Source organism: Flavobacterium sp. SOK18b (assembly GCF_014156605.1).
GTDB classification, from domain to species: Bacteria; Bacteroidota; Bacteroidia; order Flavobacteriales; family Flavobacteriaceae; genus Flavobacterium; species Flavobacterium tiangeerense.
This window is the reverse complement of sequence record NZ_QKNZ01000010.1, coordinates 1-23,425: the sequence shown is the minus strand read 5'-3', so window position 1 is coordinate 23,425 and position 23,425 is coordinate 1. Positions and strand designations below refer to the sequence as shown.

General features: G+C 35.2%; 21 protein-coding genes. 4 read left to right on the top strand and 17 right to left on the bottom strand.

The window, feature by feature from the left end:
- Positions 1–56: 56 nt before the first annotated feature.
- From nuoH to aspS, 10 genes are all read right to left on the bottom strand, one after another.
- Complete coding sequence (gene nuoH, locus DNC80_RS02195; RefSeq protein ID WP_182648828.1) at positions 57–1,109, bottom strand: NADH-quinone oxidoreductase subunit NuoH; 1,053 nt, start codon at positions 1,107–1,109, stop codon at positions 57–59.
- Positions 1,102–2,151 (bottom strand): 2Fe-2S iron-sulfur cluster-binding protein, encoded by a 1,050-nt coding sequence (locus tag DNC80_RS02190; protein ID WP_182648826.1) that lies wholly within the window; start codon positions 2,149–2,151, stop codon positions 1,102–1,104. Before DNC80_RS02190 ends, nuoH begins: the two co-directional genes overlap by 8 nt.
- A gap of 64 nt (positions 2,152–2,215) precedes the next feature.
- On the bottom strand, positions 2,216–3,583 hold the full coding sequence (gene nuoF / locus DNC80_RS02185; protein WP_182648824.1) for an NADH-quinone oxidoreductase subunit NuoF: 1,368 nt from the start codon (positions 3,581–3,583) through the stop codon (positions 2,216–2,218).
- Between the two features lies 1 nt (position 3,584).
- The gene (locus DNC80_RS02180; protein WP_086453180.1) at positions 3,585–4,115 is read right to left on the bottom strand and encodes an NAD(P)H-dependent oxidoreductase subunit E; all 531 of its coding nucleotides are present in this window, start codon (positions 4,113–4,115) and stop codon (positions 3,585–3,587) included.
- Positions 4,116–4,224: 109 nt separating this feature from the next.
- A complete protein-coding gene (locus DNC80_RS02175; protein ID WP_144893355.1) occupies positions 4,225–5,463 on the bottom strand; it encodes an NADH-quinone oxidoreductase subunit D in 1,239 nt (412 codons plus the stop codon).
- Positions 5,464–5,498: 35 nt separating this feature from the next.
- Positions 5,499–6,020: an NADH-quinone oxidoreductase subunit C gene (locus DNC80_RS02170; protein WP_182648822.1), complete on the bottom strand. Its 522-nt coding sequence runs from the start codon at positions 6,018–6,020 to the stop codon at positions 5,499–5,501.
- Positions 6,021–6,023: 3 nt separating this feature from the next.
- Positions 6,024–6,572 carry an NADH-quinone oxidoreductase subunit B gene (locus DNC80_RS02165; RefSeq protein ID WP_144893356.1) on the bottom strand — a complete coding sequence of 183 codons (549 nt, stop codon included), beginning with the start codon at positions 6,570–6,572 and terminating at the stop codon, positions 6,024–6,026.
- Positions 6,573–6,698: 126 nt separating this feature from the next.
- Entirely contained in the window at positions 6,699–7,064 is a 366-nt protein-coding gene (locus DNC80_RS02160) for an NADH-quinone oxidoreductase subunit A (RefSeq protein ID WP_086453176.1), read from the bottom strand.
- Positions 7,065–7,357: 293 nt separating this feature from the next.
- Positions 7,358–7,552: a cold-shock protein gene (locus DNC80_RS02155; RefSeq protein ID WP_007137066.1), complete on the bottom strand. Its 195-nt coding sequence runs from the start codon at positions 7,550–7,552 to the stop codon at positions 7,358–7,360.
- 130 nt (positions 7,553–7,682) lie between these two features.
- Positions 7,683–9,428: an aspartate--tRNA ligase gene (gene aspS, locus DNC80_RS02150; protein ID WP_182648820.1), complete on the bottom strand. Its 1,746-nt coding sequence runs from the start codon at positions 9,426–9,428 to the stop codon at positions 7,683–7,685.
- A 226-nt stretch (positions 9,429–9,654) separates the two neighbouring features.
- On the opposite strand from aspS, the gene DNC80_RS02145 reads away from it, so the two are divergent.
- The gene (locus DNC80_RS02145) at positions 9,655–9,999 is read left to right on the top strand and encodes a toxin-antitoxin system YwqK family antitoxin (RefSeq protein WP_086453174.1); all 345 of its coding nucleotides are present in this window, start codon (positions 9,655–9,657) and stop codon (positions 9,997–9,999) included.
- A 195-nt stretch (positions 10,000–10,194) separates the two neighbouring features.
- Here the strand turns inward: DNC80_RS02145 and DNC80_RS02140 are convergent, their stop codons facing one another.
- The 7 genes from DNC80_RS02140 to DNC80_RS02110 are packed head-to-tail and all read right to left on the bottom strand — an operon-like array spanning position 10,195 to position 19,787.
- Positions 10,195–11,865, bottom strand: a complete 1,671-nt coding sequence (locus DNC80_RS02140; protein ID WP_182648818.1) for a sodium/sugar symporter — start codon at positions 11,863–11,865, stop codon at positions 10,195–10,197.
- A 12-nt stretch (positions 11,866–11,877) separates the two neighbouring features.
- Positions 11,878–12,936 carry a UDP-glucose--hexose-1-phosphate uridylyltransferase gene (locus tag DNC80_RS02135; RefSeq protein ID WP_182648816.1) on the bottom strand — a complete coding sequence of 353 codons (1,059 nt, stop codon included), beginning with the start codon at positions 12,934–12,936 and terminating at the stop codon, positions 11,878–11,880.
- Between the two features lies 1 nt (position 12,937).
- Positions 12,938–14,107 carry a galactokinase gene (galK, locus tag DNC80_RS02130; protein ID WP_182648814.1) on the bottom strand — a complete coding sequence of 390 codons (1,170 nt, stop codon included), beginning with the start codon at positions 14,105–14,107 and terminating at the stop codon, positions 12,938–12,940.
- A gap of 39 nt (positions 14,108–14,146) precedes the next feature.
- Positions 14,147–16,573, bottom strand: a complete 2,427-nt coding sequence (locus tag DNC80_RS02125; RefSeq protein ID WP_182648812.1) for a DUF4982 domain-containing protein — start codon at positions 16,571–16,573, stop codon at positions 14,147–14,149.
- A gap of 16 nt (positions 16,574–16,589) precedes the next feature.
- Entirely contained in the window at positions 16,590–17,627 is a 1,038-nt protein-coding gene (locus DNC80_RS02120) for a glycosyl hydrolase 53 family protein (protein WP_182648810.1), read from the bottom strand.
- Positions 17,628–17,629: 2 nt separating this feature from the next.
- Positions 17,630–18,733, bottom strand: coding sequence for a glycosyl hydrolase 53 family protein (locus DNC80_RS02115; RefSeq protein WP_182648808.1), 1,104 nt, complete (start codon positions 18,731–18,733; stop codon positions 17,630–17,632).
- 1 nt (position 18,734) lies between these two features.
- A complete protein-coding gene (locus tag DNC80_RS02110) occupies positions 18,735–19,787 on the bottom strand; it encodes an aldose epimerase family protein (RefSeq protein WP_182648806.1) in 1,053 nt (350 codons plus the stop codon).
- Between the two features lie 105 nt (positions 19,788–19,892).
- Here DNC80_RS02110 and DNC80_RS02105 point away from each other — a divergent pair, with 105 nt between their 5' ends.
- From DNC80_RS02105 to DNC80_RS02095, 3 genes are all read left to right on the top strand, one after another.
- On the top strand, positions 19,893–20,891 hold the full coding sequence (locus tag DNC80_RS02105) for a GntR family transcriptional regulator (protein WP_182648804.1): 999 nt from the start codon (positions 19,893–19,895) through the stop codon (positions 20,889–20,891).
- Between the two features lie 224 nt (positions 20,892–21,115).
- Positions 21,116–22,348 (top strand): site-specific integrase, encoded by a 1,233-nt coding sequence (locus DNC80_RS02100; protein ID WP_182648802.1) that lies wholly within the window; start codon positions 21,116–21,118, stop codon positions 22,346–22,348.
- Complete coding sequence (locus tag DNC80_RS02095) at positions 22,338–23,309, top strand: hypothetical protein (protein ID WP_182648800.1); 972 nt, start codon at positions 22,338–22,340, stop codon at positions 23,307–23,309. The genes DNC80_RS02100 and DNC80_RS02095 overlap by 11 nt, the downstream gene beginning before the upstream one ends.
- Positions 23,310–23,425: the final 116 nt, after the last annotated feature.

Below are 23,425 nucleotides of genomic sequence, written 5' to 3'. Positions count from 1 at the left end.
AAGAAAAAACAAAAAGGATTTCCACTACTATCAGGGCTAGGGCTTTTCGGTACTAATTAAAATCCTAAATAAGCAGCAATATCTGCTCTCAAAATTACAATTCCGGTAATCATAATATTAATGATCGATAGCGGAATTAATATTCTCCATCCTAAATTCATTAATTGATCGTATCTAAATCTTGGAATAGTCCATCTTACCCACATGTAGAAAAAGATAAAACCACATAGTTTTACAAATAATGCAGCAAAACCTATTATATTTCCAATATTTACACCCCAATTCTCCACAACCCAACTCATTCCTGGATAGTTGTACCCTCCAAAAAACAAGACCGCTAAAATAGTCGAAGAAATGAACATATTAGCATATTCTGCAAATAAATAAAAACCCATTTTCATCGAGGAATATTCCGTATGATAACCACCAATAAGTTCACTTTCGCATTCAGCTAAATCAAAAGGAGTTCTGTTTGTTTCAGCAAAAGCACAAATCAAGAAAATAACAAATGATAAAGGCTGGTAAAATACATTCCAATTCATCCCTGCTTGTTGCGCAGATATCTCTCTTAAACTTAAAGTACCTGTCATCATTAATAAAGCAATCATAGAAAGTCCCATGGCTACTTCATACGAAACCATTTGTGATGCAGCACGAACAGCTCCCATCAGAGAGAACTTATTGTTAGAGGCCCATCCACCAATCATGATTCCGTAAACACCCACTGATACTACTCCAAAAAAGTACAACAAACCAATATTTAAATCAGTTGCTTGAAGTAAAATATCTCTACCAAATAAATGCAATCTATCTCCCCAAGGAATTACCGCACTAGTCATCAAAGCAGTACTCATAGCAATAGCTGGACCTACAAAAAACAAAAATCGGTTGGGAGTATTAGGTTCAAATTCTTCCTTTGAAAATAATTTTAAACCATCTGCAAGTGGCTGAAAAAGACCAAAAGGCCCTGCTCTATTCGGACCCACACGGTCTTGAAGCCAAGCAGCTACTTTACGTTCTGCCCATGTTGAGTACATGGCCATTAACATTGTTAAAGCAAAAACAACAAGTATAACAACACTTTTTTCTATGATAAATACGCTATCCATTATTACCCAAGCTTTTTTGATTCATAATATCTTCTTGTGTCAATGGAATTTGTGCCATACTGATTTTTTTACGATCCGTTTCTCTACCTTTTAAAATGGTTTCCTCCGTAGCAATTTCAACTTTCTGTAACTTTCTGTTGTATTTATTTTGGTTGATTACCGAGTCTTTTTCAAAAGCTCTTGGTCCTTCAATAGTCCAATCTTTTAAGTCTTTGTGATCAAAACGACATCCGTTACAAATAAATTCGTCAACTTCATGGTATTCATCTTTTCTTCCTGTAACACGTTGAATTTCGTCACCAAACATCCATACTGTAGTTTTTCCAGAGCAGGTAGGACAATCTCTATGTGCATTGTATGGCTTACTAAACCAAACTCTAGATTTGAATCTAAATGTTTTATCTGTTAAAGCCCCAACTGGGCACACATCAATCATGTTTCCAGAAAACTCATTATCAACCGCTTTTGAAATACACGTTGATATATTAGAATGATCTCCTCTATCCATAACTCCATGTACACGATCGTCTGTCAATTGATCAGCAACCATCACACAACGGTAGCAAAGAATACAACGGTTCATGTGTAATTGAATATTGGGACCAACGTCTTCTGGTTCAAATGTTCTTTTTTCTTCAATGAATCTCGATTCTGACTTTCCGTGTTCAAAGCTTAAGTTTTGCAAATCACATTCTCCAGCTTGATCACAAACCGGACAATCTAATGGGTGATTAATCAACAAAAACTCTGTTACTGATTTTCTGGCTTCTTGTACACGTGGAGATGATTTACTATTCACTTCCATTCCGTCCATACAACCAGTTACACATGATGCCATTAATTTAGGCATTGGTCTAGGATCAGCTTCACTTCCTTTTGCAACTTCTACTAAACAACAACGGCATTTTCCACCGCTTCCTTTTAGTTTAGAGTAATAGCACATCGCTGGCGGAACTACTTCTCCACCTATCATACGTGCTGCCTGCAGGATTGTTGTTCCTGGTTCTACTTCTATGCTTTGACCGTCTATGGTTACTTTCATGTTTAAAGTCTTAACGTCTTAAAGTTTCATGTTTCAAGTTATTCAACCTGAGTCCTGAAACAAATTATACTGTTTGCTTCGCTACTAAATGTTTTACACTTGAAAAAGGCTCCGCTACAAAATGATCTCTATTTTTAATTTTTTCTGGGTAACGAATGTGGTATTCAAACTCATCTCTAAAGTGACGAATTGCTGCTGCTACTGGCCAAGCTGCCGCATCACCTAGTGGACAAATTGTATTTCCTTCAATTTTACTTTGAATGCTCAATAGCAATTCGATATCTTCTTCACGACCGTGGCCATTCTCTATTCTATGCAATACCTTTTCCATCCATCCCGTTCCTTCACGACAAGGAGAACATTGTCCACAACTTTCATGGTGGTAAAAACGAGAGAAATTCCAAGTATTACGAACAATACATGCTGTATCATTGTAAACTATAAATCCACCCGATCCTAACATAGAACCTGTTGCAAAACCTCCGTCACTAAGTGATTCGTAGGTCATTAAACGATCCTCGCCATTGGCAGTTTTATAAATTAAATCAGCAGGTAATACTGGTACTGAACTTCCTCCAGGCACAAAAGCTTTCAAAGGTCTGTCTGAACTCATTCCACCTAAATACTCGTCAGAATTCATGAATTCGTAAACACTTAAGCCCAATTCAATTTCATAAACACCAGGATTTTTAATATGTCCCGAAGCCGAAATTAATTTGGTCCCTGTTGATCTTCCTATTCCTATCTTGGCATAATCTGCACCTGAATTGTTTATTATCCAAGGCACAGCTGCAATAGTTTCTACATTATTCACAACCGTTGGGTTTGCCCAAAGTCCTGAAATTGCAGGAAATGGCGGCTTGATTCGAGGATTTCCTCTTTTCCCTTCTAATGATTCAATAAGTGCCGTTTCTTCACCACAAATGTATGCACCACCACCTATTTGTACATATAAATCAAGATCATACCCTGAACCCAAAATATTTTTTCCTAACCAACCTGCAGCTTTAGCTTCGGCAATGGCTCGCTCTAATATTTTATAAACCCACATGTATTCTCCACGAATGTAGATGTATGAGAGATTTGCTCCCAATGCATAGCTAGAAGTGATCATCCCTTCAATCAATAAATGCGGAATGTATTCCATCAAATAGCGATCTTTGAAAGTTCCCGGTTCAGACTCATCCGCATTACAAACTAAATGTCTTGGCTTTCCTGATTTTTTGTCGATAAAACTCCATTTCATTCCAGCAGGAAACCCAGCTCCACCTCGACCTCGTAGTCCAGAAGTTTTCACCTCTTCTACAACTTCATCAGGTGTTAAACTCTTCAAGGCTTTCTCTACTGATGCATATCCTCCATTGGCACGATACACTTCATAGGTCTTAATTCCTGGAATATTTACTTTATCTAATAATATTTTCTGTGACATATTATTTATCGTGTAGCATTATTGTATTGTTCTTGCAATCTTCAATTAACTGATCTACTTTGTCTTTTGTCAAATGTTCTTTGTAAAAATCACCCAATTGCATCATAGGGGCATATCCACAAGCACCTAAACATTCCACTCCTCTAACTTCAAAAAGACCGTCCTGAGTAGGTTCCCCTACTTTTACACCAAGTTTGTTACAAGTATAATCCATCAAGTCCTCTACACCATTCAAACAACATGGAGAAGTTTGACAAAACTCAAACATGTATTTCCCTACAGGTCTTCTGTTAAACATGGTATAAAACGACACAACCTCATAAACCTCTACTGGCTTAATCGCTAGTATCTCGGCAACCTTGTCCTGTAATTCAATACTCAACCAATCATTGTGAGCATCTTGTACTTCGTGCAAAACGGGTAACAAAGCTGATTTTTGTTTGCCTTCAGGATAATGACTGATTAGTTCATTGATGCGATTCATCAATGCTTCGGTCATATTTATTTCTTGTTTGTACTGTGTTCTTTCCATTTTTATTTCTTTTAACCGCTACGTGCACAAAGAAGGCACAAAGTTTACAAAGATTTATTTTTTTAGAAATCAAAAGATCTACTTTTTAATTCCTGATTTTTAATTGAATTTATGCGTCTAATTCTCCAGCGATTACATTCAAACTCGACAAAATAACAATCGCGTCAGAAAGTAACGAACCTTTAATCATTTCTGGATATGCTTGATAATAAATAAAGCAAGGTCTACGGAAATGCAATCTATAAGGCGTTCTACTTCCATCAGTTACTAAATAGAAACCTAATTCTCCGTTTCCACCTTCAACAGGATGATATATTTCGGCAACTGGAACAGGAACTTCTCCCATTACAATTTTGAAGTGATAAATTAAGGATTCCATATTAGTGTACACATCCTCTTTTGGAGGAAGGTAGTAATCAGGAACATCTGCATGGTATTCATTTCCAGCAGGCATTTTTTCTAAAGCTTGACGAATAATACTTAAACTCTCCCAAACCTCTGCATTACGCACACAAAAACGATCGTAAGTATCACCTGATTTTCCTACTGGTACAATAAAATCAAAATCTTCGTATGAAGAATAAGGTTGCGCTACTCGCACGTCATAATCAACTCCTGCAGCACGTAAATTAGGACCTGTAAAGCCATAAGCCATTGCTTGCTCTGCAGTTATAGCCCCCACATTAACGGTTCTATCAATAAAGATTCTGTTTCTTTCAAATAAATTTTCAAACTCTTTCCAAGCCACAGGGAATTCTTCTAAAAAAACATCTAGTTTTCTAAAAGCTTCTTCTGGCCAGTCTCTTTCAAAACCACCAATTCTACCCATGTTAGTTGTCAAACGAGCACCACAAATTTCTTCGTAGATTTCATATACTTTTTCTCTAAATTGAAAAACATATAAGAAACCTGTATAAGCTCCGGTATCAACTCCTAAGATCGAATTACAAATAATATGATCGGTAATTCTAGCCAATTCCATCACAATAACTCTTAAATATTGCGCTCTTTTTGGCACTTCAATATCGAGTAATTTTTCAAGAGTCATCCACCAACCCATGTTATTTATAGGAGATGAACAGTAATTCATTCTATCCGTTAATGGAGTGATTTGATAAAAAGGTCGGTTTTCAGCAATTTTTTCAAATGCTCTGTGAATGTATCCAATTGTAGGCTCAGCTTCAAGAATACGTTCTCCATCCATCAACAAGATATTTTGAAAAATACCGTGTGTTGCAGGGTGCGTAGGACCTAAATTTAGAATCGAAAGTTCGCTACCATCTTCATTTAACTGCTCTGCAATTCTTTTGGCATAACGATGCTCTGGTGGTAATAATAGTTCTGACATTTATTTAATGTGAAAAATTATAAAAGTGTGCTTTTTTAATAATTATCGGTTGTTCTTCCAAAGAAACGATCGTCTTTATCTGTTCTTCCGCTATCTTCCATTGGAAACTCTTTTCGCATAGGGAATGAAATCATTTCATCCATATTCAAAATTCGTTTCAACTGTGGATGTCCTATGAAATTGATTCCGTAAAAATCATAAGCTTCTCTCTCCATCCAGTTAGAACTTAAAAAAATGTTTGAAATCGTTTTAATTTCTGGTTTCTCCCCGTTAAGATATGCTTTGATTCTGATTCTTTTATTTTCGTACCAATTGTGCAAATGGTACACAACAGCAAACTGATGATCTTCATCATTATCAGGATAATGGATTCCACATAAATCAGTTAAAAAATGAAAACGTAATGTAGTATCGTTTTTTAAAAATAAAATAACGGCTGTTATCGTTTCAGCATTTACTTCAAATGAAAAAATATCTTTTTCTTGTTTGAATTCAAAAACAGCCTCTTGAAATGTTTCGACTAATTTTTCTTGTATTTGTATCGTTTCTAGCGCCATTATTTATTTGATATTATAGGAAGCTAATAATTCTTGGTATTCAGGTGAACTTCTTCTTCTTACAGATTCTGTTCTTACCAATTCTTGCAATCTCATGACTCCATCAACAATTTGTTCTGGTCTTGGAGGACATCCAGGAACATAAACATCTACAGGGATTACTTTATCAATACCTTGCAAAACAGAATAGGTATCAAAAACTCCACCTGATGATGCACAAGCTCCAACTGCAATAACCCAACGAGGCTCTGACATTTGTTCATAAACTTGACGCAAAATAGGAGCCATTTTCTTTGAAATTGTTCCCATCACAAGCAACATATCAGCTTGACGTGGAGAAAAACTCACTCGTTCTGATCCAAAACGCGCTAAATCATAATGCGATGCCATTGTTGCCATAAACTCTATACCACAACACGAGGTTGCAAAAGGCAACGGCCAAAGCGAATTTGCTCTAGCTAAGCCTACTACATCATTGAGTTTAGTAGCAAAAAACCCTTCACCAACAACACCTTCTGGAGGGGCAACCATACTTACATTTGAATTACTCATCTTTGTAAAATTATGAATTATGAATTATGAAGTATGAGTTCATAATTTAAATTTTAAAAACATTCTTTTATAATAATTAGAAATTGAAATCTATATAATTCGTTATTTCTAATTCCTAATTAATTTTTATTCCCACTCTAGGGCTTTCTTTTTTATGATGTAGAAAAAACCAACTAGAAGCAACATCATGAAAATGATCATCTTCACCATTCCTTCCATTCCCAATTCTTTAAAATTGATTGCCCATGGGTACAAGAAAATAACTTCTACATCAAACAAAACAAAAAGGATGGCTACAAGAAAATATTTAACTGAAAACGGAATCCTAGCATTTCCAACAGATTCAATACCACATTCGAAATTTTTATCTTTAACCTCAGACGATCTTTTAGGACCTAATTTTCCAGAAACTATAATAGTTCCTACCACAAAACCTACAGCTAAAAGGAACTGCATTAAAATAGGAATGTAATTTAATTGATCTGATTGCATATTATGATTTTTATGTATGAGAATAAGCAACAAAGATAACTTTCAAATTATTAAATAACAATAATTTTTTTAAAATACATGCGAACTACATCGTTGTAAATTTGCAATTTTTATTAATTATAAATAAGGAGTGTTCTTTTATTCTTTGGGAAAGCTGAGAGGAAAATTCAAAACTAAAGTCAACACCTTATATCTTGAAATTTTCATTATTAGTACTTTATCCCATAAAAAAAACGTCCCGATATTCTCGGGACGTTTTAAACTTTCGTAGGCAAAAAAAAATATTTTTATGCTTAGATCACTGCTACTTTCGCAGCAACTTTTCCTTTTCTTCCTTCTTCTTCTTCATAGCTAACTCTGTCACCTTCGCGCAATTCTTCCGCGTTGATTCCTGAAGCGTGAACGAAAATGTCTTTTCCTGTTTCTTCGTCTGTAATGAATCCGTAACCTTTAGACTCATTGAAAAATTTTACTGTACCTGTACGCATTGTAATTGTAATAATAATTTATAATGTAGCAAATGTAATATTTAATACAATACGAAATGCGTTCTTATCTTTTTATTTTGTAAAAATATTGATATTCAACGTTTTCTAACAATCTTAAGACCGCGTGAAGCTACGCTAATTTTATATGTAATTCTTTTAACTGTGAATCATCAATAACTGATGGTGCATCAATCATGACATCTCTTCCCGAATTATTCTTAGGAAATGCGATGAAATCTCGTATAGTTTCCTGTCCGCCTAATATTGCAACAAGTCTGTCTAACCCAAAAGCCAATCCACCATGAGGAGGTGCCCCAAACTGAAATGCATCCATTAAGAAACCAAATTGCGCCTTAGCTTCTTCCTCGGTAAAACCTAAATACTTAAACATTAATTGTTGCGTAGCTTTATCATGAATACGGATAGATCCACCACCTATTTCGTTCCCATTCAAAACCATATCATATGCATTAGCACGAACTTTTCCAGGATCAGTTTCTAGCAAGTGCATATCCTCTGGTTTTGGTGATGTAAACGGATGGTGCATAGCATGGTAACGACCACTTTCCTCATCAAATTCTAACAAAGGAAAATCAACTACCCAAAGCGGAGCAAACTCATCTGGCTTACGCAGTCCAAGACGTGTAGCAAGCTCCATACGCAAAGCTGATAATTGTGTTCTTGTTTTATCTGCTGGACCTGATAATACAAAGATCATATCTCCTGGTTTTGAGTCAGTAATTTTGGCCCACTGCGATAAATCTTCTTGATCATAAAACTTATCTACTGATGATTTATAAGTTCCGTCATCATTACATTTTACATATACCATCCCACTAGCTCCTACTTGCGGACGTTTTACCCAGTCAATTAATGCATCAATTTCTTTACGGGTATAGTTTCCTGCTCCCGGCACAGCTATACCCACCACCAATTCGGCAGCGTTAAAAACTGGGAAATCTTTATGTTGCGCGTATTGATTTAACTCCCCAAACTGCATCCCAAAACGGATGTCTGGTTTGTCATTTCCGTACGTTTTAATAGCATATTCATAGGTAATTCTTGGGAATTTTTCAACCTCAACACCTTTTATTTCTTTTAGCAAATGGCGCGTTAGTCCTTCAAAAACATTCAAAATGTCTTCTTGCTCTACAAATGCCATCTCACAGTCAATTTGTGTAAACTCTGGTTGTCTGTCTGCACGAAGGTCCTCGTCACGGAAACATTTTACAATTTGAAAATATTTATCCATTCCACCCACCATTAACAATTGCTTGAACGTTTGCGGAGATTGTGGCAAAGCATAAAATTGTCCTTCGTTCATACGAGAGGGCACTACAAAATCTCTAGCTCCTTCTGGCGTAGACTTGATTAAATAAGGTGTTTCTACCTCACAAAAATCTAGATCCGAAAGATACTTGCGTACTTCCATAGCTACTTTGTGACGAAAAAGCAAGCTGTTTTTAACAGGATTACGTCTGATGTCAAGGTAACGGTACTTCATACGAATGTCTTCTCCACCATCTGTTTCATCTTCGATAGTGAAAGGAGGAGTTAAAGCTGCATTTAGAATTGTTAATTCGGTTACCAGAATTTCTATTTCACCAGTAGGGATATTTTTATTCTTAGCTTCACGCTCAATAACAGTTCCTTTAACCTGAATTACAAATTCACGGCCAAGAGTTTTTGCTAGTTCAAAAACAGATTTTTCAGTACGACTTTCGTCAAAAATTAATTGTGTTATTCCATAACGGTCTCTTAAATCAACCCAATTCATAAATCCTTTATCACGTGATTTTTGAACCCAACCCGCAAGAGTTACATTAATACCGGTATGCGAGGCATTTAACTCGCCACAATTATGACTTCTATACATCTTCAAAATTTTAGTTTGTTTTGTCCTTAGACTTGTGTGCAAATTTAGGACTAATTATGAATAATGAATTGTGAAATAAGAATTTTTAGCAATAGGATTTTTAAACCTTTTAAGTTCAAATGTTAAATTTTAGTTCAATGTTACCAAATTGTTAACATAAAGTTTTTTTATTGTAAAATACTTTTTATCTTTGTTAAGCTAATATGAATTTTAAAAACCCCACATCATGAAAAAATATATCATCTTTGCCGTATTACTGTTTACAGGAATCGCATCAGCTCAAGAAAGTAATCCAAAACTAGAAGCCATTGGAGAATTAGTAAAAACAACTTACTACTTTGAAAATGGAAAAGTTCAACAAGAAGGATTTTTCAAAAACGGAAAACTAGAAGGAATTTGGACTTCATTTGATGAAAACGGAAACAAACTAAGTGTTGCTACTTATGCAAATGGAGAAAAAATTGGAAAATGGCTTTTTTGGAATGGAAACAAACTAAATGAAGTAGAATATTCAAACAGTAGAATTGCATCTGTTAAAACTTGGAAACAAGACGCCCTAGTTAACAATTAATTCGTTTTTATAAAGGTTAAAAAAAAGCTTTCGAGTAAATCGAAAGCTTTTTTTTTGATTTAGAATCAGTACCAAATTGTAAGGTAATTTCAAATAAAGTTCATTAGATCTAATTTATTAATCAAAATGAACCTCATCAAGATATGAAAGCCTGCTCTGAAAATATTCTTTTGAAATTCAGAACAGGATTATCATTTACCAAAAAATGGTGTAAAATGCTGCTATCAGAGATAATACCACCAACATCCCAACAGTAAAACCAGGTGACATTTTAAACATGGTACGGTCTATTTCTAAACCATTTGTTTTAACTCCACGCGCAGTTTCATACATGCTTATGGCATACATACCAACAACGCAAATCAAGAACACAAAGCCCATACGGTCTATGAAAGGAATTTCGTAAATACCATTTGCATTTGGAACTGAAAAACCAGTAGCATTTAAGAATGATAAATCAATAATAGCTGGCATAAATTTGAAAGCAAGCGACAGTAAGAAACCACCAATAGTAGCAAACAAAGCAGCATTCGAAGTAGTTTTTTTCCAGAAGAACCCTAAAATAAACATAGCAAAAACTCCAGGACTCACAAAACCTGTATACTCTTGAATATATTGAAATCCTCCTTTTTTATCAATTCCTAAAAATGGAGCCACAACTACAGCAATCAGCATAGCAACTACAATTGCTTTTTTACCAATGCTAACAAGTTTCTTCTCATCGGCATCAACGTTTAATTTGGTTTTGTAAATGTCTAAAGTAAAAATAGTTGCAATACTATTGGCTTTTCCAGCTAACGAAGCTACAATTGCAGCAGTAAGTGCAGCAAAAGAAAGCCCTTTTAAACCTACTGGCAACAAATTCAACAAAACAGGATAAGCACGATCCGGATTTACGGTCCCATCTTGAAGCATTTCGGTGCCAAAATGGCCATTTTGATACAACACAAAAGCTGCTATTCCCGGCAATACCACAATTACAGGCATTAATAATTTCAAAAATGCAGCAAATAAAATTCCGTTTCGAGCCGTTTTAAGATCAGCACCTAATGCACGTTGCGTAATGTATTGGTTACATCCCCAATAATTAAGATTAATGATTAACATTCCTCCTATCAAAACAGATAATCCTGGTAAATCCATATAATTCGGATTTGATTTTTCAAAAATCATGTGAAAATGATCATTGGCTTGCGTAGTCATTAGATTAAAACCATTTATAACTCCAGAAGAACCAAACTCTTCGGCAACTAAATTCAACGCCAAATAAGTTGTTACTAAACCCCCTAGAATTAAAAAGAAAACTTGAATCACATCTGTATATCCTATCACTTTCATTCCGCCCAATGTGATCATTACTGCAAAAAAAGCTAAGAAAATCATACACAAAGTAATATCAAGACCAGAAATGCTGCTAATCGCCAAAGCTCCTAAATACAATATTGAGGTAAGATTGACTAAAACATACAATAGCAACCAAAATACGGCCATAATCATGGCAACATTGCTATTATACCTTTGATTCAAATACTGAGGCATTGTGAAAATTTTGTTTTTCAAATACACTGGAATAAAGAAGACAGCAACAATAATTAAGGTAAAAGCGGCCATCCACTCGTAAGTAGCAATTGCTAATCCCATTTTGAAACCACTTCCGCTCATTCCAATAAATTGCTCCGCACTAATATTACTGGCTATTAATGATGCACCAATGGCCCACCAAGTGAGTGATCCCTCGGCTAAAAAATAATCTTTACTACTCGTTTCTTCTTTCTTTTTCTTTTTATAAATCCAAATTCCATACCCTACAATCAGGATGAAATAACATAAAAAGACTATGTAATCTTGGGTGGCTAACGTTTGCATGGGTTAAATTTTTTAGTTTTGGATAACAGATTTATAATGAACAATTGATTGACTTTGTAATACCTCAGCACTTTTCTCCGGGGTAATATCACGCTGCGACTCCCCCATCATTTCGTAGCCAACCATAAATTTCTTTACAGACGCTGAACGCAACAAAGGCGGATAAAAATGCATGTGAAAATGCCATGCTGGATGTTCTTGACCATCAGTAGGCGCTTGATGAATTCCCGAAGAATACGGAAATGAGGTTTCGAAAAGATTATCGTATTTGGTGGTTAATTGTTTTAAAATAATCGCAAAAGCAGTAACCTCAGCTGCACTAAAATCAGTGATTTTGGACACATTACGTTTACTCACAATCATGGTTTCATAAGGCCAAATGGCCCAAAAAGGCACCAAAGCTACAAAATACTCATTCTCGATAACGATGCGCTCTTGCACCTTCAATTCTTCCTGAACATAATCTTGTAATAAGGTTCGACCTTGTTGCTCATAATACTGCTTCAAGCTATTATGTGTTTTTTCAACTTGCGTAGGCAAAGACGATTGCGCCCAAATTTGACCGTGTGGATGCGGATTACTACAGCCCATCACACTACCTTTGTTTTCAAAAATTTGAACATGATTAATATAATCTATAGCGCCCAAAGTGGTGTATTCTTTTTGCCAAGTCGCTACAATATTCTCGATATTCTCGACCTCCATTTGAGGTAAAGTCAAATCGTGTCTTGGTGAAAAACAAACCACTCTAGAAATGCCTCGTTCTGGTTTTGCTTTAAAAAAAGTAGGGGCATTATTTTCTTCAAAAGCAATAGGTTCTTGTTTTAGCGCAGCAAAATCATTTTCAAAAACATAACAAGAATCATAGGCAGGATTCACTTCGCCATTGGCACGCACATTACCTGGGCACAAGTAACATTCGGGGTCGTAGTCAGGTAATTGAACAACTGAAATGTTTTCTTTTTGGCCTTGCCAAGGCCTTTTGGAACGATGGGGCGAAACCAAAACCCATTCGTTGATTAAGGGATTAAAACGTCTATGTGGATCTTCGTTGATATCAAAATTTTTCATCTTAGTTTGCATTATATAAGGATGTACCGTTTCCGATTTTTACATCATAAATTTTCAATTCTATGTTCCATTTTTCTTGGTACAATTGAGCAAATTTTTGTTTAACAGCTTCTTCTTTTCCTTTTTTAATCAAAGTAATGGTGCAACCGCCAAAACCACCGCCCATCAATCTAGAGCCAATTACGGCCTCATCGGCTAAGGCCAATTCCACCAAATAATCCAACTCTGGGCAGCTCACTTCATATTCTCTAGACAAACCATCGTGTGTTTCAAAAAGTAATTGCCCCAAAAGCTCAATATTTCCAGCATCCAAAGCTTCGCAGGCTTTAGACACACGGGCAATTTCTTTTACTACATATAGTACACGTGTAAAAACAACAGCATCCATTTTGTCTTTCAAAGTCAACAATTGCGCTTCAGTACAATTTCTAAAACTTTTGATTTCGGGAAAATTGGCTTTGATAATAACTAGACCTTCCTCACATTCTTCTCTTCTTTTATTATAAGCCGATGTAAACAAGGAATGCTTTACATTACTATCAAGCAACACCAAAGCATAGTCTTTAAAATCAGCGTTGTGGTACTCAAATTCCAAAGTATTACAATCCAATTTGATGACCTTATTTTCAAGTCCATGCACACTGGCAAATTGATCCATAATACCACAATTGATTCCCACCCAATGTTCTGCATTTTGACCCATTAAAGCAATATCAATAGGCTTAATTTTTAAATCAAAAAGTTCGTTTAAACCAAATAGAAAACCGCATTCCAATGCAGCCGAAGACGACAATCCAGAACCTACCGGAATGTTGCTACTAAATACGCAATTAACCCCACTAAATTCAAAACCATTATCTTGTAGTTGTTTCAAAACTCCTAAAATATAATTATGCCAAACGGTTGAACTGAGTTGAATGTCTTGCAACAAATCGACTTCAAATTCTTGATTCAAATCGATAGCAACGATTTTAGAAGTTGTAGTGTTACTTTTTTCGAAAGCAAAGCAAATGATCTTATCTATAGCAGCAGGCAATACAAAGCCATCGTTGTAATCTACATGTTCTCCAATGATGTTAATTCTTCCAGGAGAAAGGATTATTCTTTCGGATGCTTTACCAAATTTTTCCTGAAAAAAAGTGGTTGTTTTTTGTATTAATGAATCATTCATTACTCTTGAAATTTTTAAAGTGTTGGTCTGTTTTTTTATTTACTTCTTTGCTTCCAAATTCAATTTACCAGTCTTTAAACCAGCTCCGTTTACTTCCAATTGGATGGCTCCAGAGTTAGTTTTTGATTTCACAAGTACAACCAATTTTCCGCTAAAAAGCTTCATCGTGTCTTTATGGAACATCTCGAGTGAAGTCGCATCTCCATTGCAAGCCGCGCGATACGTACCCGCTCCCGACACCTTAAATTTCATTTGGTTCGTTGCTGTTGGACAAGGAATTCCATTTTTATCCACTACAGATACCGTAACAAAAGAAATATCCTCGCCATCGGCTGTGATGGTTTTTCGGTCTGCATCCAAAACAATCTGGTACGGTTGACCTGCCGTTTGAATTTCCTTTTCTTCTGCCGCTTTTCCATTGGCATCATAAGCTACGACCTTTACCGTTCCTGGTTCATATTTTACATCCATCCACATCAAGCGGTAACGGTTTTGCGGCGTGTTCTTGTTTTTGGTTTGTACGCCCATACTTTTGCCATTGATAAAAAGTTCTGCACTGTTGTAACTGGTATACACAAAAACAGGAGTTGTTTGTCCTTCACGACCTTCCCAATTCCAATGGGGTAAGATGTGTAGCGTAGTTGCCTTGGTGTTCCAACGGCTTCGGTACAAATAATAACGGTCTTTCGGTAAGCCTGCTAAATCGTTAATTCCGAAATAAGAACTACGAGACGGCCAGCTTTCGTCATAAGGTGTCGGTTCGCCCAAATAATCAAATCCTGTCCAAACAAATTCACCAATTACCCAAGGTTTATCATCCTGAAGTACAAAATCTTCATCGGGAACATTGGACCAACTACAGGCTTCCAAATCATACGATGAAGATTGAAAATCTGGATATTGCTTCATTTTTTCTTGCACCACAGGGAATTTATAAATCCCTCTCGAACTCACCGTTGAAGCGGTTTCGGAACCTAAAATAAATCCTTGCGGAAATTTTTTGAATGCCTCATCATACAAATGCACGCGATAATTCAATCCTGGAATATCCAACAAAGCTCCAAAACCAGATTCCATAGTCGCTTTTACTTGATCCATTCCTACGGTTACAGGACGCGTTGGGTCTTCTCTATGAAAAATCTCCTGCAACCATTTGGCGCGTTTTACACCCGCTTCTCCCCACTGATCTGGAACTTCATTTCCTGAACTCCACATTACAATAGAAGGATGATTACGTGTGGCTTGCACCAAATTCACAATGTCTTTTTCGGCATATTCGTCAAAAAAACGATGGTAGCCGTTATCTACTTTTGGTAAAACCCATTCGTCGAAACTCTCTGCCAAAAACAAAAAACCCATTTCGTCTGCCAACTCCAATTGCTCGAAAGAAGGCATATTGTGCGAACTGCGAATGGCATTGCATCCCATATCTTTTAAAATGGTCAACTGTCTACGCAAAGCGGCTTTGTTTACCGCAGCACCAAGAGGTCCCAAATCGTGATGCAAACAAACCCCTTTGAATTTGGTCACTTTCCCATTAAGACTAAATCCTTTATTGGCTTCATACTTTATTTCTCGGATTCCAAAACGGGTGGTAAACTCGTCTTTCAATTCATTGCCAACATACAATTGAGCAACCGCTTTGTACAAATAAGGCGTTTCTGGACTCCACAGTTTTGGATTTTCTACTTTTAAATTTTGATCAAATTCTTTCCCGAATGGTCTAGTTGATTCCTCTGAATTTAGTTTCTTTCCTTCAGCATCAAAAATAGTGGTCACCAAACGCATATTTTCACCAGAAGCATTGGTCTTAATATTGACTTTGGCAACAGCATCGCTGATAAAAGGTGTCGTTATAAATTGCCCCCATTGGTCAATGCTTTCATTGTTCTTGATAATCACACTTACTTTTCGATACAAACCAGCTCCGGGATACCAGCGAGAGGCAAATTCTTTATTGGATAATTTTACGGCTAAAGTATTGTCGCCTTCTTGAATGAATTGAGAAACATCAAAATAAAAATAACTATAGCCATACGCCCATTCTCCCACTTTTTTCCCATTCAAATACACTTGAGGTTCGCTCATAGCGCCTTCAAAAAGCAATAGTATTTTCTTGCCTTTGGTATCTTTAGGCAAACTAAATGTATTGCGATACCACGCAGTACCAATATGTGGTAAGGCTCCGGTTCTTCCTGTTTTTTCGGTAGCTACATTTTCTCCATTTTGAACGATGGCAACTTTCTGTATGTCTACATTTTTATCAAAAGGACCATAAATTGCCCAATCATGCGGAACAGTAACCGATTCCCATTTCGAGTCGTTAAAGTTTGTTTTAAAAGCGTCTTCAAAATTTCCTTTTTGAAATTTCCAATGGGTATCCAATACCTTTACCACTCGGGCTTGAGAGAAAGTCGTTGTAGTGAAAGCTGTAAAAACCAGCAAAAAAAGCGTTAATTTCTTCATTTGTAAATAGCTATAATTATTCTTTAAAAGCATCCAATGCTGGTGAAGGTTTTCCGTCTGGTTGCCAAGCACTCAAGCCATAGCCACTCCAAGATTTAGCTCCTTGCGGCTCCCAATACAAAACGCCCAAGCCTTTATTATCGGGAACGGCTCTTACGGCTTTGATTGTAGCAGCTAGAAGTTCTTTGGTGTTTTGTACTTGTTCATCAACACCGCCAACTTCTACCACCATTACCTCTTTCTGATAACGAGAAGCCATATCATTTAGGTTTTTTTGTAAATCGGCTATGGTTTCTGAATAGTCTTTCTTGATCCAAAAGGGATAGTAAGACAAACCAATTACGTCATATTTTACGTGATGCTCTGTGGCTTTATCAAAAAACCAACGGAATTTTTCATTGTTGTTCCCTTCATCTACATGCACAATTACTTTGATTTTGGCGTTCACGGCTTTGGTCGCTTCGTATCCTTTATTCAATAATTGCGCTAGTTGAGTCCAATTGTTCGTACTCCCATCAGGCCAAAGCATTCCACCTGGAATTTCATTCCCCACCTGAACCCATTCAGGCGTAACACCTACTCTTTTTAAAGCGGTCAACACATCAAATGTATGTTCATAGACTTTTTGTTGTAACGCATCAAATGATAAATTGGCCCAAGCAGCAGGTTTGGCTTGTTTACTGGGATCCGCCCAAGTATCGCTATAATGAAAATCAATCATAATGCGCATTTTGGCTTTTTGAGCGCGCAATGCCATAACCACCGTTTCAGCCGTACTGCAATGACCACTCGCTTTGTCTTGACTTGGATTGACAAATACACGCAAACGAATGGTATTCATCCCGCGTTCTTTTAGCAATAGCAAACAATCTTTTTCCTTTCCGTCAGTATCATAAAAACGATACCCAGTAGCCTCCATTTGCGGCAACCAACTCACGTCGGCCCCTTTGGCGAAAGCCGAGTTTTTTTTCTTTTGTGCCAAAGCAATAGTGGTACAACTTACAAAAAAAAGCAGTAGCACTATTCTTTGAAAAATTCTATCTGTTGTAATCATGACTAATTGGTAAAGGCTTGTAAAACGGGCAATGCTTTATTTGAAAAATCATAGAATGCTTGGTTTTCAAAAGTAGAACCATTGGAGGCTTGACTTCCTTTGAAAGAAACCCATTCGCCTCCCCAATACGCAAAACCTTGTCCGTAAGTAGACGATTTTACCAAATCTTTAATCGCCAAAACAAAACTTTTTTGTCCTTCGGGAGTGGCAGGAAATCCAGATATTAATTGTGATTCTAAGCCCATGATATTATTGGTCCAGTCATTCCAACTTAAGGTAAAAGGATAAGCTGTTTCTGCAATCAACACTTTCTTAGAAAAGTTTTTTCCTAAGGCATCAATGGTCGTTTTTACCGCAGTCATATCTTTCCCATGCCAAAGAGGATAATACGACAAACCGATATAATCATAATCGATACTTTTTACTTTATTAAAAAACCAATTAGTATCAGTAGCCGAAACGCCTGCGTAGTGTATCATGATTTTTGTACTTGGCACTTTGCTTCGAATGGTAGCGCTTGCGGTAGACAATAGCGCCAAACATTGCGCTTCTTGATTGATTAAATGCCCTTGAGGCCAAAGCAATCCGGTATTAATTTCATTACCGATTTGAATAATATCTGGATTAATTTCGGTCAAAATAGTTGCGGTATAGGTGGCTACTGCAGCTTTTAGATCATTAAAAGATACGTTTTTCCAAGCAGCTGGAGTGGTTTGCACCGCAGGATCTGCCCAATCGTCAGAATAGTGAACGGTTAACCAAACTTTTAGGCCCGCTTGTTTTACTCTTTGTGCCAAAGCTTTTACCTCAGTTAAACCAGAATGTCCGTTGGCTGGATCTTTCCACAAACGAATTCTAATGGTATTACATCCAGCACTTTTTAGTGTGGTTAACATGTCCTCTGTTTTTCCGTTGTTGGTAAAAATTACTCCCGAAGCTTCTATTTCTGGCAAATACGAAATATCAGCGGCTTTGATAAACTCCTCAGCCACCACAGGTGGTTTTGCATCAGGAGTTACTGTAGCGCTACTGTCACCAGCATCAGAACAAGAAAAAACAAGTATGACAAGCGAAAGCAATGCCGAGTTTTTAAAGTATTTTTTCATCTCAAAAAGATTTAAATTTATAAATAGTTTTATGGTAATACAACTCCCCTTTTTTGAGAATCGCACTCGGGAAATGATCATGATTAGGAGCATCAGGAAAATTTTGAGTTTCAAAACAAATCCCACTAGTAGGGTGATATGCCGCGTTATCTTTCCCTTTTATTTCCCCAAAACAATTCCCGCCTACGTATACATGTACAGCAGGTTGATTGGTGTAAACAGACATTCTTAATAATTTATCGCTGCTGTACAAAGAAGCAGCGTACTCTTTTTCTTTGTTTAAAACAAAAGTAGTATCTATTGTAGCGGGACAATTTCTGCTATTTGTAAAATCGAAAGGACAATTAGCAACATTCAAAAATCGACCGGTGGGAATTCCTGAACTTGTGGTTTCTAATATTCTTTGTGAATTAACACGCATCTCCTGATCAGCAACAGAATTATGATGTCCATCTAGGTTAAAATAACTGTGATGTGTCAGGTTTAAAATAGTGTCTTGTGATGCATGTGCCACATACTCTACTATCATTTCATTTTCATCGGTAAGCATATAAGTCACATCAACCACAACGTCTCCAGGAAAAAATTCTTCATTTTGCTTACTGCAATAGGTGAACGTAACAGAAGGATTTCTACCTTCTTTTTTGCTTTTTAGTTTCCAGTTTCTCTGGCTTAGACCAATACTGCCGCCGTGTAACGAATTTCCATTATTGTTTTTATTTAACAAGTAAGATTTTCCACCAAGCTTGAATTCGCCATTACTTATCCTACCAGCATATCGCCCTACAATAGCACCAAAATAAGGAGCACTTGGCAAATCATAGGATTTTATATATTCCTCTAGGGTTTCAAAACCCAAAACTACATCTATCAAATTACCATTTTTCAATGGCACCTTTAAAGATGTAAGCGTAGCCCCATAACCCATCACCTTCATTTGCATTCCCTTGCTATTAACAAGTTCACACATAGAAACCTCATCACCATTAGGCATAGAACTAAATGATTTCAGGACAGAAACCCTATTAAAATGTGATATGTGTTTTATTTTCATGAATAAATTATGAAATGTGAAAAACCAAAAGTAAAATAATTGTTAAGTATTACATACCAGTACCTACCAGTTTTTGTACATTGCAACTTGAAAAACACTTTTTACATGAAACTAATCAGCATTCATAACAATAAAGGCATTCCTAAATACCAGCAAATCATAATCTCTATTGAAGTAGCACTGCAACAAGAATTGCTACAAAAAGGGGACAGACTCCCATCCGTAAATAAAGTACGTTTAGAATTCTCTTTGTCTAGAGATACCGTTTTACTTGCCTACGATGAGTTAAAGAAAAGAGGGATAATTTATGCCATTCCCGGCAAAGGATATTATGTAAAAAGCGTTGAAGTATCCATAAAACAAAAGATATTTTTACTCTTTGATGAATTAAACATTTTCAAAGAAGACTTGTACAATTCCTTTCTCGAAAACATAGGAACTACAGCTCAGGTTGATATTTTTTTTCATCATTTTAACGTTCCCGTTTTTCAAAAACTAATTCATGACAGCAACGGTAATTATACAAAATACATTATCATGCCAACCAATCTTGAAGAAGCTGCATCAATTATAAAAACCCTACCAGTTCAGGACGTTTATATTCTTGACCAAACAAATCCAAAATTATTGAACTATCCTGCAGTGTACCAAAACTTTGTAAAAGATATTTATGAAGGCCTATTAAAAGGAAAATCAAAGCTGAACAAATACAAAAAACTAATAATGATTTTTCCTGGATTCCGTGAACCGCTTGGGATGAAAATAGGCTTTGAAAAATTTTGCAACGATCACGCTTTTGAATATGAAATCATAACCGAATTTAAAAACAGAAATATCACAACTGGCGAGGTGTATATTATTCCGAGTGACAGGGATTTAGTTAGTGTAATAGAAAAGGCAAAAATTCAAAATTTACAATTGGGCACTGACTACGGAATTATATCCTATAATGAAACCCCGCTAAAAAAAGTAGTAGAAAACGGAATCACAACCATTTCAACCCATTTTGAAATGATGGGACAACTGTTAGCACAAATGATTTTAAAAGGTAAAAAAGAGCAAATAGAAAACAAAAGTGATTTGATATTGAGGAACTCTTTGTGATATAAAACAAAAAAACCGCTTCTTTCGAAGCGGTTTTTGTACCCGGAGCCGGAGTACCATACTTATTTAATTGATTTAACCTCTTTTTAACTTGCTGTTTATTACTATATTTGGGTTAGATAAAGTTTGGAATAATTTTACTTATTTGATTTTTTTCATTTTAAATTCAAGATTAGCCACCCTTTTGACCACCCTTTATTTTAATTTAATTCGTTTTAACTGGAATGAAAGTCATTTTTGAACTAAGAAAAGAGAAAGCTACTGCAAATGGACTAATACCAATTCAATTTGTTGTTAGAGCCGAAGGAGTAAGAATAAGAAAAAATGTTGGGTTTAACACTAAAGAAATTTACTGGACAGGCTCACGTGTTAAACCAAATTTGAAAAAAGAAGAGGACAACAATTATCAATTTATCAATGATGAATTGCAAAAAATTGAGTCTAAGGTAAATGATATATTTTTCTTTTTTAGAGCCAATAAATTAGCTTTCTCCAAACAAAAATTCTTAGAACAATTTGAAGCAAAGAAAGATGAAATCAATTCAAATTTTGATTTCTTCGACTGTTTTGAAGAATACCTAACATCAGGTTCACTAATCAAATCCTACAACACAATAAAAGCTCAAAGAACTATAAAAAACTACTTAAAAACATTTGAAGAGGAAACAGGATTTGTAATCACATTTGACAAATTAAACGATCTTTTTTATGAAGAATTGATGAAATATTCGTTCTTTGAAAAGGAAATAAAAAATAATTATTTCGCAAAAATAATAGCTGTTCTAAAATCATTTGTCAGATGGTCGATAGATAAAAATTACACCACAAATCGTGACTTTGAGAAATTCAAAGGGATTGAGCATGATGTTGATATTATATATCTAACCTATGATGAATTGATAAAATTATACAAACATGATTTTGAAAACTCTAGATTAAATCATGTAAAAGATTTCTATTGTATGGGATGTTTTACTGGATTACGATTCTCTGATTTATCTCAATTACATCGTGCTAATATTACAGAAACCCACATCAATATTTCTATACAGAAAACTAAAACTCAAAACCATATCATTAGTTTAAATAAATTTTCAAAGGAAATATTGGACAAGTATCGAGGAACTATTTATGAACCTTTACCTAAGATATCACAGCAAAAATTTAACGACTATATAAAAGATTGTTGTGAGATTATTGAGTTAGACAAACCCACAACAATAACATGGTTTATTGGAACAAAAAAAGTTCAAAATACTGTACCAAAACACCAACTTATTACTAGCCACACCGCTAGAAAAACTTTTATCACAAACTCACTCTTATTAGGCATGGAACCTAAAGCTATTAAAAAAATAGCCAATATAAAGAAAGATGCAGTTTTAGATAAATACATGAAAATTACGGAAGAGTATACTAACCAACAAATGGATAAATGGAACAATCATGAAAAGTAATATCGTAAAGGAATTAGATTTTAAAGACAAATATCCTATGATATTTTCTGATTTTGAAAACATAGTTCGCGATAGTAGAAAACACAATATAATAGATCGCTTTTTTCATTATTCAATAGAAGAAACGAAAATGATAAAAGACATTAATAATCAAAATTTAACGGAAGAGATAAAACATGAAATTTTTAAAGAAATTGAAATAGTCTTTAAAGAATTTAAAACAAATCTGATCTATAAAATAAAATATTGTTTTGGCTTACATTCATTTTCAAGTTATATAAAAAACGGCAAAACGGTGATGATAGAAAATCCTTTCTTACTTGGAATTTCTCCATTTCTATTTGACCAAATTGAATGGGAAGACGTTATGATATCTGAGATTAAGAAGAGTAGATACGATATAACAAACCTTTACAATATCGAATTAATGATTCGAAATAGTTTAAACGATGCTTTATACCGATTGGATAAAAAAGAGTTCGATAATTTACAAAGTTGGACAAAAAATAAAATATCTCCAGAAGGTCTAGTTTTATTGATAAAAAACAAAATATTTAAAACTACTAAATCAGCAAAATCAACTGATTCAATTATAAAAGAGATTGTAAAAAAACATACTGTTATAAACTCTTCAAGAATAATTTTGATGGGGAATTTTACAACAGGAAAATTAATTGACAAAATCATAGTAGGTTTTGCTGCAAAAAACATTCAATTAAATAATGAAGAAAGAAATGACATCAAAAGTTTTGTGAGCCAAAATTTTAAAAATTCTAAAGGAAAAAACTTAGCATTTAAAGAACTAAAGCATAAGGACTTTTTTAATCATCATAAAATATTATTGAAAAACATTCTTATTGCTAATAAAAAATCGCTTAAATGTGAAGATAAAGACATTTCAAGAATAATACATAAAACTCTCCCCGAACTAGGAGAATTAAAAACTATAGAAAACTACTAAAAACTATATTTAAAAGGTTTTTTCTAAAACAAAAAAATAACAACATAATTCGCTATAATTCAATTAATCAGGTTTAAATTTTAAAGATTTTAAAATTTAAACCTTTTCTTATTTAC

Coding starts and splice junctions, on each gene's coding strand:
- nuoH (WP_182648828.1), bottom strand. CDS start 1,109: ATGGATAGCGTATTTATCATAGAAAAAAGTGTTGTTATACTTGTTGTT.
- DNC80_RS02190 (WP_182648826.1), bottom strand. CDS start 2,151: ATGAAAGTAACCATAGACGGTCAAAGCATAGAAGTAGAACCAGGAACA.
- nuoF (WP_182648824.1), bottom strand. CDS start 3,583: ATGTCACAGAAAATATTATTAGATAAAGTAAATATTCCAGGAATTAAG.
- DNC80_RS02180 (WP_086453180.1), bottom strand. CDS start 4,115: ATGGAAAGAACACAGTACAAACAAGAAATAAATATGACCGAAGCATTG.
- DNC80_RS02175 (WP_144893355.1), bottom strand. CDS start 5,463: ATGTCAGAACTATTATTACCACCAGAGCATCGTTATGCCAAAAGAATT.
- DNC80_RS02170 (WP_182648822.1), bottom strand. CDS start 6,020: ATGGCGCTAGAAACGATACAAATACAAGAAAAATTAGTCGAAACATTT.
- DNC80_RS02165 (WP_144893356.1), bottom strand. CDS start 6,572: ATGAGTAATTCAAATGTAAGTATGGTTGCCCCTCCAGAAGGTGTTGTT.
- DNC80_RS02160 (WP_086453176.1), bottom strand. CDS start 7,064: ATGCAATCAGATCAATTAAATTACATTCCTATTTTAATGCAGTTCCTT.
- DNC80_RS02155 (WP_007137066.1), bottom strand. CDS start 7,552: ATGCGTACAGGTACAGTAAAATTTTTCAATGAGTCTAAAGGTTACGGA.
- aspS (WP_182648820.1), bottom strand. CDS start 9,428: ATGTATAGAAGTCATAATTGTGGCGAGTTAAATGCCTCGCATACCGGT.
- DNC80_RS02145 (WP_086453174.1), top strand. CDS start 9,655: ATGAAAAAATATATCATCTTTGCCGTATTACTGTTTACAGGAATCGCA.
- DNC80_RS02140 (WP_182648818.1), bottom strand. CDS start 11,865: ATGCAAACGTTAGCCACCCAAGATTACATAGTCTTTTTATGTTATTTC.
- DNC80_RS02135 (WP_182648816.1), bottom strand. CDS start 12,936: ATGAAAAATTTTGATATCAACGAAGATCCACATAGACGTTTTAATCCC.
- galK (WP_182648814.1), bottom strand. CDS start 14,107: ATGAATGATTCATTAATACAAAAAACAACCACTTTTTTTCAGGAAAAA.
- DNC80_RS02125 (WP_182648812.1), bottom strand. CDS start 16,573: ATGAAGAAATTAACGCTTTTTTTGCTGGTTTTTACAGCTTTCACTACA.
- DNC80_RS02120 (WP_182648810.1), bottom strand. CDS start 17,627: ATGATTACAACAGATAGAATTTTTCAAAGAATAGTGCTACTGCTTTTT.
- DNC80_RS02115 (WP_182648808.1), bottom strand. CDS start 18,733: ATGAAAAAATACTTTAAAAACTCGGCATTGCTTTCGCTTGTCATACTT.
- DNC80_RS02110 (WP_182648806.1), bottom strand. CDS start 19,787: ATGAAAATAAAACACATATCACATTTTAATAGGGTTTCTGTCCTGAAA.
- DNC80_RS02105 (WP_182648804.1), top strand. CDS start 19,893: ATGAAACTAATCAGCATTCATAACAATAAAGGCATTCCTAAATACCAG.
- DNC80_RS02100 (WP_182648802.1), top strand. CDS start 21,116: ATGAAAGTCATTTTTGAACTAAGAAAAGAGAAAGCTACTGCAAATGGA.
- DNC80_RS02095 (WP_182648800.1), top strand. CDS start 22,338: ATGAAAAGTAATATCGTAAAGGAATTAGATTTTAAAGACAAATATCCT.